The organism is Comamonas sp. AG1104, assembly GCF_003350425.1.
Taxonomy (GTDB): domain Bacteria; phylum Pseudomonadota; class Gammaproteobacteria; order Burkholderiales; family Burkholderiaceae_C; genus Comamonas; species Comamonas testosteroni.
In genome coordinates this window covers 80,862-94,687 of record NZ_QQAS01000008.1, presented here as the reverse complement: position 1 = coordinate 94,687, position 13,826 = coordinate 80,862, and the positions used below count along the sequence as shown (strand labels likewise).

The 13,826-nt window shown below is 62.1% G+C and carries 15 protein-coding genes; 7 read left to right on the top strand and 8 right to left on the bottom strand.

The features are described 5' to 3' along the window. The first annotated feature begins 39 nt into the window (after window positions 1-39). The 6 genes from DFO48_RS20830 to DFO48_RS20805 all read left to right on the top strand — a co-directional run bounded on the left by DFO48_RS20830 (window position 40) and on the right by DFO48_RS20805 (window position 3,786). On the top strand, window positions 40-825 hold the full coding sequence (locus DFO48_RS20830) for a sulfite exporter TauE/SafE family protein (protein ID WP_114864634.1): 786 nt from the start codon (window positions 40-42) through the stop codon (window positions 823-825). A gap of 50 nt (window positions 826-875) precedes the next feature. After that, a complete protein-coding gene (locus tag DFO48_RS20825; RefSeq protein WP_003072760.1) occupies window positions 876-1,946 on the top strand; it encodes an adenosine deaminase in 1,071 nt (356 codons plus the stop codon). 104 nt (window positions 1,947-2,050) lie between these two features. Then, window positions 2,051-2,419 carry a hypothetical protein gene (locus DFO48_RS20820; protein WP_003072759.1) on the top strand — a complete coding sequence of 123 codons (369 nt, stop codon included), beginning with the start codon at window positions 2,051-2,053 and terminating at the stop codon, window positions 2,417-2,419. Then, complete coding sequence (locus DFO48_RS20815; RefSeq protein ID WP_003072758.1) at window positions 2,416-2,907, top strand: low molecular weight protein-tyrosine-phosphatase; 492 nt, start codon at window positions 2,416-2,418, stop codon at window positions 2,905-2,907. Before DFO48_RS20820 ends, DFO48_RS20815 begins: the two co-directional genes overlap by 4 nt. A 12-nt stretch (window positions 2,908-2,919) precedes the next feature. After that, complete coding sequence (locus tag DFO48_RS20810) at window positions 2,920-3,459, top strand: CbrC family protein (protein ID WP_114864633.1); 540 nt, start codon at window positions 2,920-2,922, stop codon at window positions 3,457-3,459. A 3-nt stretch (window positions 3,460-3,462) separates the two neighbouring features. Further along, window positions 3,463-3,786: a hypothetical protein gene (locus DFO48_RS20805; RefSeq protein ID WP_003072756.1), complete on the top strand. Its 324-nt coding sequence runs from the start codon at window positions 3,463-3,465 to the stop codon at window positions 3,784-3,786. On the opposite strand, the gene DFO48_RS25820 is transcribed toward DFO48_RS20805, so the two are convergent. The 5 genes from DFO48_RS25820 to DFO48_RS20785 all read right to left on the bottom strand — a co-directional run bounded on the left by DFO48_RS25820 (window position 3,752) and on the right by DFO48_RS20785 (window position 8,640). Continuing rightward, the gene (locus tag DFO48_RS25820; protein ID WP_255413114.1) at window positions 3,752-3,883 is read right to left on the bottom strand and encodes a hypothetical protein; all 132 of its coding nucleotides are present in this window, start codon (window positions 3,881-3,883) and stop codon (window positions 3,752-3,754) included. The two genes, DFO48_RS20805 and DFO48_RS25820, sit on opposite strands and share 35 nt — an antisense overlap. 230 nt (window positions 3,884-4,113) lie before the next feature. Beyond that, window positions 4,114-5,202, bottom strand: a complete 1,089-nt coding sequence (gene hppD, locus DFO48_RS20800) for a 4-hydroxyphenylpyruvate dioxygenase (RefSeq protein WP_003072755.1) — start codon at window positions 5,200-5,202, stop codon at window positions 4,114-4,116. 129 nt (window positions 5,203-5,331) lie between these two features. Beyond that, complete coding sequence (locus DFO48_RS20795) at window positions 5,332-5,712, bottom strand: RidA family protein (RefSeq protein WP_003072751.1); 381 nt, start codon at window positions 5,710-5,712, stop codon at window positions 5,332-5,334. A gap of 153 nt (window positions 5,713-5,865) precedes the next feature. Next, window positions 5,866-7,266: an amino acid permease gene (locus DFO48_RS20790; RefSeq protein ID WP_003072750.1), complete on the bottom strand. Its 1,401-nt coding sequence runs from the start codon at window positions 7,264-7,266 to the stop codon at window positions 5,866-5,868. Window positions 7,267-7,314: 48 nt separating this feature from the next. Further along, window positions 7,315-8,640 (bottom strand): FAD-binding oxidoreductase, encoded by a 1,326-nt coding sequence (locus DFO48_RS20785; protein ID WP_114864632.1) that lies wholly within the window; start codon window positions 8,638-8,640, stop codon window positions 7,315-7,317. Between the two features lie 228 nt (window positions 8,641-8,868). Here DFO48_RS20785 and DFO48_RS20780 point away from each other — a divergent pair, with 228 nt between their 5' ends. Continuing rightward, window positions 8,869-9,504 carry a TetR/AcrR family transcriptional regulator gene (locus DFO48_RS20780; RefSeq protein ID WP_003072746.1) on the top strand — a complete coding sequence of 212 codons (636 nt, stop codon included), beginning with the start codon at window positions 8,869-8,871 and terminating at the stop codon, window positions 9,502-9,504. A 114-nt stretch (window positions 9,505-9,618) separates the two neighbouring features. On the opposite strand, the gene DFO48_RS20775 is transcribed toward DFO48_RS20780, so the two are convergent. The 3 genes from DFO48_RS20775 to fdhF all read right to left on the bottom strand — a co-directional run bounded on the left by DFO48_RS20775 (window position 9,619) and on the right by fdhF (window position 13,824). Then, window positions 9,619-10,518: a DMT family transporter gene (locus DFO48_RS20775; RefSeq protein WP_034348105.1), complete on the bottom strand. Its 900-nt coding sequence runs from the start codon at window positions 10,516-10,518 to the stop codon at window positions 9,619-9,621. 151 nt (window positions 10,519-10,669) lie between these two features. After that, window positions 10,670-10,909 carry a formate dehydrogenase subunit delta gene (locus tag DFO48_RS20770; RefSeq protein ID WP_003072741.1) on the bottom strand — a complete coding sequence of 80 codons (240 nt, stop codon included), beginning with the start codon at window positions 10,907-10,909 and terminating at the stop codon, window positions 10,670-10,672. After that, window positions 10,909-13,824 carry a formate dehydrogenase subunit alpha gene (fdhF, locus tag DFO48_RS20765; RefSeq protein WP_114864631.1) on the bottom strand — a complete coding sequence of 972 codons (2,916 nt, stop codon included), beginning with the start codon at window positions 13,822-13,824 and terminating at the stop codon, window positions 10,909-10,911. The genes DFO48_RS20770 and fdhF overlap by 1 nt, the downstream gene beginning before the upstream one ends. Window positions 13,825-13,826 lie beyond the last annotated feature (2 nt).

Below are 13,826 nucleotides of genomic sequence, written 5' to 3'. Positions count from 1 at the left end.
ACTGCATGGCAATGTCCTGCTTGAGCGGGACGATAATCGATGCCTTCAGACGGAGACCAGAACGTGGAAGTGATCTTGGTGGTGGCCCTGGGGGCTGCGGTGGCAGGCTTTGTGCAGGGGCTGTCGGGCTTTGCCTTTGGCATGGTGGCCATGTCGTTCTGGGCCTGGGTGCTGGAGCCCCAACTGGCCGCCGTGCTCTCGGTGTTTGGCTCGCTGACGGGCCAGATCATTGCGGCCTTCACCGTACGGCGCGAATTTCACTGGAAGTCGCTGCTGCCCTTCATCGCGGGCGGACTGGTCGGCATTCCCATGGGCGTGGCCGTGATGCCGCATCTCAATATGGACTGGTTCAAGCTAGGCCTGGGCTGTCTGCTGGTGCTGTGGTGCCCCACCATGCTGCTGAGCGCCCATCTGCCCCGGCTGACGCTGGGCGGCGGCCTGCTGGCCCGCTGCAGCGATGCGCTTGCAGGGCTCATCGGCGGCGCCATGGGCGGGCTGGGCGGCTTCAGCGGCACCGTGCCCACGCTGTGGTGCACGCTGCGTGGCTTTGAGCGCCATGTGCAACGCACGGTGATCCAGAACTTCAACCTCTCGGTGCTGGCCGTCACCATGGCCAGCTATCTGGCAACCGGCTTGGTCAAGCCCGCCATGTGGCCGTCGTTTGCCGTGGTGCTGCCCGCCGTGCTGGTGCCCGTAATCTTCGGCACCCGCGTCTACAAAGGCGTGAGCGATGCGCGCTTTCGCCAGATCGTGCTGAGCCTGCTGACCTGCTCTGGCATCGCCATGCTGGCGGCGTCCGTGCCGCGGCTGTTCCTGGCGCCCTAACGTAAAACTGCCTACGGCAAGGCTGATCGCAAGCCACTACCATCTGCGGCATGAATGCCGCGCCTACCGCCCCCACACCTGAACTGACCGCCTTTTCCCACGCCATACCCAAGATGGAGTTGCACTGTCACCTGCTGGGCACGGTCAGAAAAAATACTTTCATCGAACTGGTGCAGCGCGCCAAGGCACCGCTGACTGCCGAAGAGATCGAAGCCTTCTACACGCGCGGCGAAAAGCCCGTGGGCGTGCTGCGCGTGCTGCGCGCACTCGACGAGTGGCTGCTGCAGACGCCGGCCGATCTGGAGCGCATTACCTATGAATATCTGCAGGATGCCGCCGCCCACCATGTGCGCTATGCCGAATTCTTCTGGAACCCCACGGGCACGGTTCAATGCTCGGGCATGAGCTATGCCGTCGCCCAGCAAGCCATTCTGGCCGGCGCCGCAGCTGCGCAAAAGGATTGCGGCATACGTGGCCGCCTGGTGCCGTCCATTGACCGCGAAGCCCCAGCCGAGGCCGCCGTGCAGATGGTGCAATGGATGCTGGACAACCGCCATGAAGATGTGCCCGGCATCGGCATCGACTACCGCGAAAACGAGCGCCCGCCCGAGTTGTTTGTCGAAGCCTATGCGCTGGCGCGTCGCAACGGCCTCAAGACCACGGCCCATGCCAGCGAGTTCGGCCTGCCCTGGAACAATCTGCAGACCGCCATCGAGACGCTCAAGGTGGATCGTGTCGATCATGGCTACACCGTCATCGACAACCCGGAGCTGGCCCGGCGCTGCGCAGATCTGGGCATTGTGTTCACCGTGGTGCCGACCAACTCCTACTATCTGCGCACGCTGGCACCCGAGCGCTGGGCGCTGGATCACCCGATCCGAAAAATGCCTTCCATGGGCATTCGCATCCACCCCAACACCGACGACCCCACGCTGCACCATGTGGACCCCACAGGAGCCTGGACCAAGATGGTCTGCGACTTTGGTTTTTCAAAGGCCGATCTCAGGGACTTCATGCTCAACGGCATCGATGCGGCCTGGATAGACGAGAGCGAAAGGCGCAGCCTGCGCCAGCAGTGGAGCGACGAGTTCGATACATTGAGCAGCACACACCACTTCTAATCAAATATCGCTGCAGTGCTTGTCCATCAAGCGCTTCAGCTATCAAAATCAATTCAGGCAGGCAGGCAAAACACCCGCCTCCTCTCTTACCGACCATCTGCACCATGCCGTCAGACAAGCCAGCCAGCCTTGAAGAGATTCAGGCGTCGATTGCCAAACTCAGAGTCACCGAGCAGCAGCTCGAAGCCACGGCGCAGAAGTACGAAAACAAGATGCAGAGTTCGAGGAAATGGAACTATCTTGCCGTAGCCATGGCCGTGGTGGTCTGCGCCGTCGCCTGGATCAACCATGCCTCGCCCTGGCTGCGCTGGGGTGTGCTGCCCGTGGTGCTCTTCATGGTGCTGTTCTTTGAAGGCATGCGCCGCCTGCTGGGCGTGACCATGCAAAGCAGCATGCGCCAGCTCAAGACCCAGATCCGCACACTGGAAACCAGGATGGCCGAGGTACAAGCCACAGCGAAAGATCAGCCATGACTGCCGCCAAACCCGTTCGCGTTCTCATGGTCTGCACCGGAAATATCTGCCGTAGTCCCACTGCCCATGGCGTGCTGGAAAAAATGGTGGCGGATGCGGGTCTGCAGCATCTGGTGCAGGTGGACTCCGCCGGCACGCACGGCTATCACGTTGGCGAGCCCCCCGATGCCCGCAGCCAGCAGCATGCACGACGCCGGGGCTATGACCTCAGCGAGCAGCGTGCGCGGCAGCTGACAAAGCAGGATTTTGACGCTTTCGATCTGGTGCTGGTGATGGACAGCGCCAACGAAGTCGCTGCGCGCCGCATCGCCACGCCCGCCCAGCAGCAGCGCATGAAGCGGCTGACCGACTACTGCCAGCGCTTTGACGAGCCCGAAGTACCCGACCCCTACTATGGCGGCGACAGCGGCTTCGAGCATGTGCTCGATCTGGTGGAAGATGCCTGCCGGAATCTGCTGCAAGCCATCGCCCAGAATCGCCAGACCTGAACGGAGCGCTCCATGGATTTGCCGAAATTTCGTCTCAGCCCCAATGCCTATGCGCTGGATCTGTTTGTGGCCGAAAGCGGTATCTGCTCCTGCTGCGGCCAAGCGCGTGAGCTCAAGTACAACAGCTCGTTTTACAGCCGCGAAGAGCCGGACTATCTGTGTCCCTGGTGCATTGCCGACGGCAGCGCAGCCCAGCGCTACAAGGGTGAATTCAACGACTATCTGGGCATTGAGGGTGTAAGCAGCGACCCCGCCGAGCCTGACAGCATCGTCATGGATCGCGTGCTGCTGCAGGAAGTCTGCGACCGCACGCCCAGCTATCACAGTTGGCAGCAGGAGCAATGGCTGGTGCATTGCAACCAGCCCTGTGCCTTTGTCGGCTATACCGATTACGCCGAAATCCAGACCCTGCAGGCCGAGCTGCAAGGCGATATCGCCGGCATGCCCGAGCGTTATCTGCAAGCCATCAGCAAGACCGGCGATCCCGTGGGTGGCTATCTGTTTCGCTGTATGAAGTGCGGCACACACCGGCTGCACACCGATTGCACCTGAATCATGAGCGCGGACACCGTGCAGGTGGAGTGCAGCCACCATATCGACGCCAGCGAAGCTGATGCCGAAGGCTTTTACGAGTACTACTACGAGTACGACATCTACCGCTTTACGCTGGGCGGCCTGAGCCTTGTAGTGCGCAGCTATAGCGATACCTGCGAGCAAGCCAGCGTGCTGCGACTGGAAGAAGCTGGCAAGTCACGCCCGCTGCAGCCTAAGGATCTGAAAAACCCTCTTCTCCAACAGGCGCGGGAGCATCTCCAAAGCCTGGGCAAGCAGGAGCTGCGCTGGTTCAACCCCAGGCACGCGCGTTACGACCCGCTTTGAGCAAGCCGCTGAAGCGCTCGGGCTGCGATGCCCCCACCGCCAGCTCATGACGGCCGCAGACACCCGGCACCTTGGCGTGCGGGAAATACCAGGCCATGAAGATGCACATTCACCATTTCGTGTGCCCATGGCCTGCCGGAAATAGCTGATCCATACAGGCCTGCAGGCACACATCTATGCAGAAGTCGGTGTAGTCACCCACCTCGCAAGGCTGGCCCGGCACCACGGCAGACTGTGGCAGCGGCGCCCATGCCGACTACCTGGTGCCGCCGCGCGCGAGCCTTCGGAGGCAGGCAACGTGATGGATGCGGTCGATCTTCCTGGTGCTCATTCCTTGGCGGTGTCGAGCACGCCGCGGTTGATCTGGTCGCGTTCCATGGACTCGAACAGCGCCTTGAAATTGCCCTCGCCGAAGCCTTCGCGGTAGTTGCCCTTGCGCTCGATGAACTCGAAGAACACGGGGCCCAACAGCGGCTCGGAGAAGATCTGCAACAGCAGGCGTGGCTGGCCGCCTTCGGTGGTGCCATCCAGCAAGATGCCACGCGACTGCAACTCGCCCACGGCCTGGCCGTGGCCGGGGAGGCGCTTGGCGAGGTTCTCGTAATAGATGTCGTTGGGCGCAGTCAGCAGCGGAATGCCAGCCATCTGCAGGCTATCGATGGCCGTGGGCAGGTCTTCGCACAGCAGCGCGATGTGCTGTATGCCCTCGCCGTTGAACTTCATCAGGAATTCCTCGATCTGGCCACCGCCCTGCTTGGCTTCCTCGTTCAGAGGAATGCGGATCAGGCCGTCAGGCGCAGTCATGGCCTTGGAGGTCAGGCCCGTGTACTCGCCCTGGATGTCGAAGTAGCGAATTTCCTGGAAGTTGAACAGCTTGTTGTAGAAGTCGGCCCAGTAGGCCATGCGGCCACGGTAGACGTTGTGCGTGAGGTGATCGACGACCTGGAAGCCGTGGCCCTTGGGATTGCGGTCCACACCGGGCAGAAACTCGAAGTCGATGTCGTAGATGGACTTGCCGTCTTCGTAGCGGTCGATCAGGTACAGCGGCGCACCACCGATGCCCTTGATGGCGGGCAGGCGCAGCTCCATGGGGCCGGTGGGAATGTCCACGGGCTGCGCGCCCAGCTCCAGTGCGCGCTTGTAGGCCTTGTGCGCATCCTTGACACGGAAGGCGAGGCCACAGGCACTGGGACCGTGCTCGGCCGTGAAATAGGCTGCCTGGCTCTTGGGCTCGCGATTGATGATGAAATTGATGCCACCCTGGCGATACAGCACCACGTCCTTGGAGCGATGCTTGGCCACCAGCGTGAAGCCCAGCTTCTCGAACAGAGGCTCCAGCACACCGTCGGCAGGCGAGGCGAACTCGACGAATTCAAAGCCGCACAGGCCCATGGGGTTTTCGAACAAATCGGTCATGACGAGGTTTCCTGCAAAAAAATGGAATGGATACGACTTACGCAAATCAGGCTCAGGCAAGACGCCTACCCCATGGGCATGCCTCTTATGCACCCTTGTTTGCGTAAGTCCTGATGGATGATGGCGCGATCAGACTGCTTTATCCAGTGCCTGGACTTCGATCTCAACGCCAACGCCAAAAACCAGCTGTGCCTGCACCAGGCTGCGCACCGGGTAACTGCCTTCCTTGAAATAGCTGGCGTAGACCTTGTTGAAGGCATCGAAATGAGCCAGGTCGCTGAGCCAGATATTGGCCTTCACCACGTCGTCCAGCGAGCTGCCCACTGCCTCCAGCCGCGCCGCGATGGCCTTGAGCACGGCATGTGTCTGCTCTTCGATGGGGCCGGTAAGCGGGCGCTTGTCCTCGCCGAAGGGGATCTGCCCCGACAGCATCAGAAAGCCGCCTGCACGGACTGCAGAAGAGAAGGGCATGCCGCCGGGCGCGGGATAGAAGGTTGCAGTGGAGTTCATCGAAGTGCTCTCAAGGTTCAGGGGTTACAACAGGCTGGCGCAAAGGTCTGCGCAAGCCCTCATTCACACGACTTGCGCAAATCAGGTTCGGACAAGAGCTTTTCCTCAAAAAACAGTCCTGGCGCATCCTTGTTTGCGTAAGCCCTCATTCAATCAAACCGCAGTCTGCACCAGCCGAACGGGCTGGCGAAAAACCATGCGGTACATGGCATAGACCGCCAGCACCCACACCGGAATGGCATAGGCAGAGGCACGTACTCCGGGCGTGAGCAGCATCACGACCACCACCAGCACCATGGCCACCAGACAGATGTAGTTGGTCAGCGGGAACAGCGGTGCCTTGAAGCTGCGCGGCGTGCCCTTGGCGTCATGCAGCTTGCGGTAGTTCAGGTGCGAAATGATGATGATGGTCCAGATGATCACCAACGCCGCCGTGATCAACGAGATCAGCAGCTCGATCACGCCGGCAGGCGCCACATAGTTCAGCACCACGCAGAAGGCAGTGACGATGCCGGGGTAGACGATGGCCTTCACGGGCACACCGCGTTTGTTGACTTCACCCAGCGACTTGGGGGCGTTGCCTTCCTGGGCCATGCCATACAGCAGACGGCTGGAGCTGTAGACCATGCTGTTGTAGACCGACAGCGTAGCGGTGAGGATCACGAAATTCAGCATATGCGCGGCCAGGTGCTCACCCATGCCCGAGAACACCAGTACAAAGGGACTGCTGCTGTAGGTGCCGCCACCAGCCTTGAGCTGGGCCACCAGATCAGTCCAGGGCGTCAGCGACAGCAGCACGGCCATCGAGCCCACATAGAACAGCAGCACGCGCACCATGAGCTGGTTGATCGCCTTGGGAATGACCTTGCGCGGCTCTTCGGTTTCTGCAGCGGCAAAGCCCAGCATTTCCACGCCGCCGAAGGCGAACATGATGAAGGCAAAGGCCATGAACAGACCCTTGAAACCGTTCGGCAGGAAACCGCCTTGCGTCCACAGGTTGCTGATCGTCTGCGTGGGGTTGTGCGTGGTGGACAGCAGGTAGATGCCGGTGGCGATCATCGCCACCACGGCCACGATCTTGATCAGCGCGAACCAGAACTCAAACTCGCCATAGGCCTTGACGTTGATGAAGTTCACGCCGTTGATAAGCACAAAGCAAACGGCGGCCGTCACCCAGACCGGGATATCGGGCCACCAGAACTGGATGAACTTGCCCACGGCGGTCAGCTCCAGCATGCCCACCAGCACATAGAGGGCCACGCAGTTCCAGCCCGACAGGAAACCGGCAAAGCGTCCCACGTAGCGGTTGGCGAAATAGCTGAACGAACCGGCAGAGGGCTCCTCGACCAGCATCTCGCCCAAGAAGCGCATGATGAAGAAGATCAGCAGGCCGCCGATGGTATAGCCCAGCAACACGCCAGGGCCGGCCAGCTCGATGATGCCGGCCGAGCCCAGAAACAGCCCGGTGCCTATGGTGCCGCCCAGCGCAATCAGCTGGATATGGCGGTTCTTGAGCTTGCGCTCCAGATGCCCGTTGGAGGAAGGGGTATGCATGGTTTGTCTCCTGTTATCTATATCTACCTATGCGGATCCGAAAGGCGCTTACTGCTCGGCCCGGCCACGCCACATATCCCATGCCAGCGTGAGTCCCACGCCGACGTCGCGCAGCGGGCGCGGCGGGATGTAGTTGGCAGTGCCCTCGACGAGGAAGTCGTCGATCAGCGGGTTCTTGCGGCCCAGCGCCAGGTCGGCGATCAGCATGCCGGCAGCGGTGTGGCGCACGATGCCCGAGCCGTTGCAGCAGGACGCTGCCCAGGCGTTGTCGCCAATCCGGCCAAAGGCGGGCGCATGGTTGTGCGAGACCGCCAGCCAGCCCATCCAGAAATGCTCGAGCTCGATGGCCCCGAGTTGTGGAAAGCGGCGGCGCAGCAGCGCCTGGTTCATGGCCCTGGCCTTAGCGCGTCGCCCGTCAGTGGTGCGCAAGCTGGGTGAATACTCGAACCCCTGGCGGATCATCAGCCGCCGGTCGTGCGTCAGGCGTACCGTGGAACCCGCCACACCATGCGCGGGCGTCACACCCCAGGCGGCATCCGTTCCCAGCTGGGCGATCTGGGCATCGCTGAGCGGGTGAGTGAGGCTGGCGAACAGCAGAATCGGTACCTGGCGCTCCTGGTAGACGCCGAATGACTGCGAGAACGCATTGACGGCCAGAATGGCCTTGCGCGCACGGATGCTGCCCTGAGCCGTGCGGACAAAGGGAGCCGCGCCTTCGAGCTTCGCCTCGATGACCGGCGAGTTCTCGAACAGTTGCACCTGGGACGGCAGGCTGTCGGCCAGACCACGCACCAGCGCCGCTGGATTCATGAGGCGCGTGCCCGGCGTGTAGACGGCTGCCGCGTAGTAATCGGAGCCTATGCGCTGGCGCAGCGCATCACGGTCCAGATATTCATGGGACTCCTGCCAGGCATCCAGATTGCGTGCATAGGGCTTGAGCGACTTCTGCGCCACCTCCTCCGTCACTGCCACGTGGTAGCGGCCGCGCTTTTGCCAGCCACAGGAGATGCTGTGCTCAGTCACGGCCCGCTCCAGCGCATCCACCGCAAAGCGGTTGACGCGGATCACGCGGCGGCCCGCCTCCACGGCAGCGTCCGATGGCGCCGAGCTGTGCGGCAGATCGATCGCGAAGCCCGAGTTGCGGCCCGAGGCATTCTCCCCCACCACGCCCGCATCCACCACGGCGATGGAAGCATCAGGTTGCTGTTGTGCCAGCTGGCGTGCTGCCGCCAGCCCCGCATAGCCGGCGCCCACGATGACCCAGTCCACCGCCACATCGCCCTGCAGCGGCGCCTTCGGCTGACGAGTTCCCAGCAGCGCGCTCCATCCATTGGTGCGGTCGTCGGCGGGAAGGCGGTAAACAGAGCGTGGCATGGCGGTTTCCAATAAGAGCCCTCGGAAGCTGACTCGCTCTCCAAGGTCGCTGATGAACAACAATGGAGGCGGAGTCTAAAATATAAAACATTAAACGTTTAATCTTTATTCCTCATGGATTACCCGAGGGTGAAATTACCCAAACAGGCCCATCCAGCCATCAGTGCCGGAGCGTGTAGCATCTGGTGTGGTGCGTCATCGACGCCTTATGAATCACACACGCAGCCCATGAATCAAACAGGAAGCAAAACCGCCCCCCGCCGTACCCAGGCAGAACGCAGTCAGACCACCCAGCGCAAGATCATCAAATCCGCCATACGGCTGCTACAGAAGGTTGGATTTCAGCAGACCAATCTGCAGGAAATTGCGCGTGGTGCCAAAGTCACGCTGGGGGCGGTTCAGCATCAGTTCGGCAGCCGCCAGGCGCTGATGGAGCAGGTGGTCGATGAAATCATGGCGCCGCTGGCGGCTGCGGGCGCAGGCTGGCCCGAAGATGCCGCGCAGCTGCCGCTGGAGCCGCGCGCTCGCGAATTCGTGCGCAGGGCCTGGCAAACCGTCTATGCCCAACCCAGCTATGTGGCAACCTGGAGCATGTTTTTCGGCTGCAAGAGCACACCGCTATTCGAGCGCATCAACGCGCACCGCTCCCAGCATGACCCCGCCTCCTTCGAACACTTCGTGGAGGTTTTCCCGGAAATCGCCGAGCGCCATCCTCAGCCCAGCCACTTTGCATCTGTGGTGTTTGCTGCGCTGCGAGGCCTGGCCGTCATGCGCCTGTTCGAGATAGACGATGCAGCAGCCGAACATCAGTTGGAGGTGATCTCCCAGATGATCGTGAACGCAGGCACTATCAACCAGGCTTGAGCCGCGGGCAGCAGCGGCTTTCGCACCCTGAACAAGCCAGGTCCATATTCAGCCAAAGTGGCCTGAAACCATTTCTGTACAAGCGCCTCACGCTATCAAATATGGGAACCAACCTCAGGCTGTTGACCGACGCCCCCAGTTCATCACGGCTGTACCCAGCACCGCCATGGCGCCGCCGAGCACCATGGAGCCTTCAATACTCTCGCCCAGCAACAGGGCTGAAAGCAGAACGCCGATCACCGGCACCAGCGTGATATAGCCCGAGGCGGCACCCGCGCCCAGCGATTTGACGCCCGCGAAGTACCAGGCATAGGCCAGAGCCGTGGAGCCATAGGCCATGAAGACCATGGCAGTCCAGGCCGTGCCACTGGCCTGAAATGCCGCAGCCAGCCCCTGCGGGCCTTCCAGCACCAGACTGGTGGTCAGAAGCAGCAAGGCACCGAAAATGGAAGTCACGGTGGTCGCAGCCAGCGCATCCACGCCTGCCAGCATGGCGCGGCCGATCAGCGTGTAGCAAACCCAGCAGGCCACGCAGCCCAGAATCAGCATCTCGCCCACCCCTATTGTTCCGCTCAGCAACTGCATGGGATCGCCATGCGAGATGACCACCACGGCGCCGCAGGCCGCCAGCAACATGCCCAGTGCAATGGTGATGTTGATGCGCTCCTTGAACAGCCACACGGCGAACGCCAGCGTGACCACCGGATTGAGCGTGATGAGCAGCGCCGCCTTGCCCGCAGGCAGATGCTGCAGACCCGTGAGGAAAAAGCTGGCGTAGCCGAACACCCCGGTCGCGCCTGCGGCAAACATGCCCAGCCAGGTCTTGACAGACCAGTGCCGGAGAGCTCCCAGCCCGCCGGAGAAATACAGCCAGGGCAGCAACAGGGTCGCGGCCAGCAAAAAGCGCAGCGCCGATGCCGCCAGCGGCGGCATGTTGAGCGCCAGAATGCGGCCTGCCGGCCAGGAAGCGCCCCACATCAGGGCCATGCCCAGCAGGCGCAGATGTGCGCTCATCAAAGAGCTCTTGACGGATTCGGAAGTCATGAAGATGGCAATAAAAAAAGCCGCGGCCATTCGATCGCGGGCAGCGGCTCAGATCAGGGATCTGAAGACCCAATATACCCGCTACGGGCGTATAGGCCGCTCTTTTTTTCAGTGCGCAGCGCTATGTCTGCACATGCCCCAGCATTGCCGCATGCTTGTGCAGCGCGTCGCGCACCAGAGGCCGCAGCTGCGCGGCTTCGGAAGGCTCGTTCAAGGCCGCCAGAATGCGAAGCCGCATGCGCGGCTCCCAGAACTTCTGGATATGCTGGGCAACACCGTCGAGCGCCTCGTCATGCTCGGGCATGGCCTCGAAGAACTCGGCTATGCGATTGGCCATGCGGATCAGGTTGTTCACATCCATCACTGACCTCCCATCTCCAGCTGCGCCGCGGCCAGATGACCGAGCTGCTGGTCGTTGAAACGCCTGTAGCCCTGCTGCCAGCTTGAAGGCTGGGCCACGGGCAATACCTGCACGGCCGTCACCTTGTACTCGGGGCAGTTGGTGGCCCAGTCCGAGCTGTCGGTGGTGATCACGTTCGCGCCCGACTCGGGGAAATGGAAGGTGGTGTAGACCACACCGGGCTGTATGCGCTCGGTCACCGTGGCGCGCAAAACCGTCTGGCCGGAGCGGCTTTCAATGCCCACCCAGTCGCCATCGCGGATGCCGCGATCCTGTGCGTCATGCGGATGAATCTCGAGTCTGTCTTCACCGTGCCACTGGCTGTTGGCCGTGCGCCGCGTCTGCGCCCCCACGTTGTACTGCGAGAGAATGCGCCCCGTGGTCAGCAGCAGCGGAAAGCGCTGCGTGACCTTTTCATCGGTGGCAACGTACTGCGTGATGATGAAGCGGCCCTTGCCGCGCACGAACTTCTCCTTGTGCATGATGGCCGTTCCCGCCTCTTCGGTGCTGTCGTTGCACGGCCACTGAACGCTACCCAGGCGCTCGATCTTCTCGTAGCTCACGCCTGCGAAAGTGGGGGTCAGCTCCGCAATCTCGGCCATGATTTCACGCGGATGGCCGTAATTCATGGGGTAGCCCAGTGCCTTGGACAAGAGCTGCGTCACCTCCCAGTCGGCATAGCCGGCCAGCGGCTGCATGAGCTGGGTCACGCGCGAGATACGGCGCTCGGCATTGGTGAAGGTACCGTCCTTTTCCATGAAGGACGATCCGGGCAGGAACACATGGGCGTACTTGGCGGTTTCGTTGAGGAAGATATCCTGCACCACCACGCACTCCATGGCCGACAGCGCTGCCGTCACATGCTGGGTGTTGGGGTCGGACTGCACGATGTCCTCGCCCTCGCAGTACAGACCCATGAAGCTGCCTTCCAGCGCGGCCTCGAACATATTGGGAATGCGCAAGCCCGGCTCGGGACTGAGCTTCACGCCCCAGGCGCCTTCAAACTCGGCTCTGGTGATGCTGTCCGAGATATGGCGATATCCCGGCAGCTCATGCGGAAAGCTGCCCATGTCGCAGGAGCCCTGGACATTGTTCTGCCCGCGCAAGGGGTTCACGCCCACACCTTCGCGACCCACATTGCCCGTGGCCATGGCCAGATTGGCAATGCCCATGACCATGGTCGAGCCCTGCGCATGCTCGGTCACTCCCAGGCCGTAGTAGATGGCCGAGTTGACCTGCCTGCCTGCAGGATGATCCGTCGCCCCTCGCGCATACAGCCGCGCCGCGCCGCGCACCAGCTCGGGAGCCACGCCGGTGATGTCGGCCGTGGCCTCGGGCGAGTTTTCCGGCCTGGCAACGAACTCCTTCCACTGCGCAAAGGACTTGGCGTCGCAGCGCTCGTCAATATAGGCATCGGCCAGCCAGCCCTCGGTGACGATCACATGGGCCAGCGCCGTGATCATGGCCACATTGGTGCCGGGCTTCAGCTGCAGGTGGTAGTCGGCCTTGACATGAGGCGAGTTGACGAGCTCGATCTCGCGCGGGTCGATCACGATCAACCCGGCGCCGGCACGCCGGGCGTCGCCACGCAGCCGCTTTTTCATGCGCGAACCAAACACAGGATGCGCCGCCGTGGGATTGGCGCCGATCACCATGATCACATCGGAGTGCTCGACCGACTTGAAGGTCTGCGTGCCTGCCGACGTGCCATAGGTCTGGCCCAGGCCATAGCCCGTGGGCGAGTGACAGACGCGCGCGCAGGTATCGACATTGTTGTTGCCGAAGGCTGCGCGAATCAGCTTCTGCACCAGATAGGTTTCCTCGTTGGTGCAGCGCGACGAGGTGATGCCACCAATCGAGTCCCTGCCGTGCTTGGCCTGGATGCGGCGGAATTCGCTGGCCGCATGACCAATGGCCTCCTCCCAGCTCACTTCGCGCCAGGGGTCGGTGATCTTCGCGCGGATCATGGGCTGGGTGATACGGTCCTTGTGCGTGGCATAGCCCCAGGCAAAACGCCCCTTGACGCAGGCATGGCCTTCGTTGGCCTTGCCGTCCTTCCAGGGCACCATGCGCACCACCTGCTCGCCCTTCATCTCGGCCTTGAAGCCGCAGCCCACGCCGCAGTAGGCGCAAGTCGTGATCTCGCTGTGCTCGCTCTGGCCCAGCTCGACCACGGTCTTTTCCTGCAAAGTGGCCGTGGGGCATGCCTGCACGCAGGCGCCGCAGCTCACGCAGTCGCTGGCCATGAAGCCGTCGCCCTGGCCTGCCGTGATGCGCGACTCGAAACCGCGTCCGCTGATCGTCAGCGCAAACGTGCCCTGCGTTTCCTCGCAGGCGCGCACGCAGCGATTGCAGACAATGCACTTGCTGGGGTCGTAGTTGAAATAGGGATTGGAGGTATCGACCTCGACCCTGGCTTCGCCCTTGAAGTGGTTGGCTCCGTCCATGCCATAGCGCACCTCGCGCAGACCGACCACTCCGGCCATGTCCTGCAACTCGCAGTCGCCGTTGGACGAGCAGGTCAGGCAGTCGAGCGGGTGGTCCGAGATATAGAGTTCCATCACGCCCTTGCGCAGCTCCTGCAACTGCGGGCTCTGGGTGCGCACCTTCATGCCCGCTTCGGCAGGCGTGGTGCAGGACGCAGGAAAGCCCTTGCGCCCCTCGATCTGCACCAGACACAGACGGCAGGAACCAAAGGGCTCCAGCGAATCCGTGGCACAGAGCTTGGGCACCTTGATGCCGCCATCGACGGCGGCGCGCATCAACGATGTACCCTTGGGCACGGTGACCTCCCGGCCGTCGATATGCAGCGTGACCAGTTCCTCGGACAGGCTGGCAGGCGTTCCGCAATCGGTGTTCTTCAGATGTTCCAGCATGG

What these genes read in the sequence shown, in the direction of transcription:
- DFO48_RS25820 (WP_255413114.1), bottom strand. Translation starts at nt 3,883, where the DNA reads ATGGCCTGGTATTTCCCGCACGCCAAGGTGCCGGGTGTCTGCGGCCGT.
- fdhF (WP_114864631.1), bottom strand. Translation starts at nt 13,824, where the DNA reads ATGCTGGAACATCTGAAGAACACCGATTGCGGAACGCCTGCCAGCCTG.
- DFO48_RS20805 (WP_003072756.1), top strand. Translation starts at nt 3,463, where the DNA reads ATGAGCGCGGACACCGTGCAGGTGGAGTGCAGCCACCATATCGACGCC.
- DFO48_RS20820 (WP_003072759.1), top strand. Translation starts at nt 2,051, where the DNA reads ATGCCGTCAGACAAGCCAGCCAGCCTTGAAGAGATTCAGGCGTCGATT.
- DFO48_RS20815 (WP_003072758.1), top strand. Translation starts at nt 2,416, where the DNA reads ATGACTGCCGCCAAACCCGTTCGCGTTCTCATGGTCTGCACCGGAAAT.
- DFO48_RS20830 (WP_114864634.1), top strand. Translation starts at nt 40, where the DNA reads ATGCCTTCAGACGGAGACCAGAACGTGGAAGTGATCTTGGTGGTGGCC.
- hppD (WP_003072755.1), bottom strand. Translation starts at nt 5,202, where the DNA reads ATGACCGATTTGTTCGAAAACCCCATGGGCCTGTGCGGCTTTGAATTC.
- DFO48_RS20825 (WP_003072760.1), top strand. Translation starts at nt 876, where the DNA reads ATGAATGCCGCGCCTACCGCCCCCACACCTGAACTGACCGCCTTTTCC.
- DFO48_RS20775 (WP_034348105.1), bottom strand. Translation starts at nt 10,518, where the DNA reads ATGAGCGCACATCTGCGCCTGCTGGGCATGGCCCTGATGTGGGGCGCT.
- DFO48_RS20780 (WP_003072746.1), top strand. Translation starts at nt 8,869, where the DNA reads ATGAATCAAACAGGAAGCAAAACCGCCCCCCGCCGTACCCAGGCAGAA.
- DFO48_RS20795 (WP_003072751.1), bottom strand. Translation starts at nt 5,712, where the DNA reads ATGAACTCCACTGCAACCTTCTATCCCGCGCCCGGCGGCATGCCCTTC.
- DFO48_RS20790 (WP_003072750.1), bottom strand. Translation starts at nt 7,266, where the DNA reads ATGCATACCCCTTCCTCCAACGGGCATCTGGAGCGCAAGCTCAAGAAC.
- DFO48_RS20770 (WP_003072741.1), bottom strand. Translation starts at nt 10,909, where the DNA reads ATGGATGTGAACAACCTGATCCGCATGGCCAATCGCATAGCCGAGTTC.
- DFO48_RS20810 (WP_114864633.1), top strand. Translation starts at nt 2,920, where the DNA reads ATGGATTTGCCGAAATTTCGTCTCAGCCCCAATGCCTATGCGCTGGAT.
- DFO48_RS20785 (WP_114864632.1), bottom strand. Translation starts at nt 8,640, where the DNA reads ATGCCACGCTCTGTTTACCGCCTTCCCGCCGACGACCGCACCAATGGA.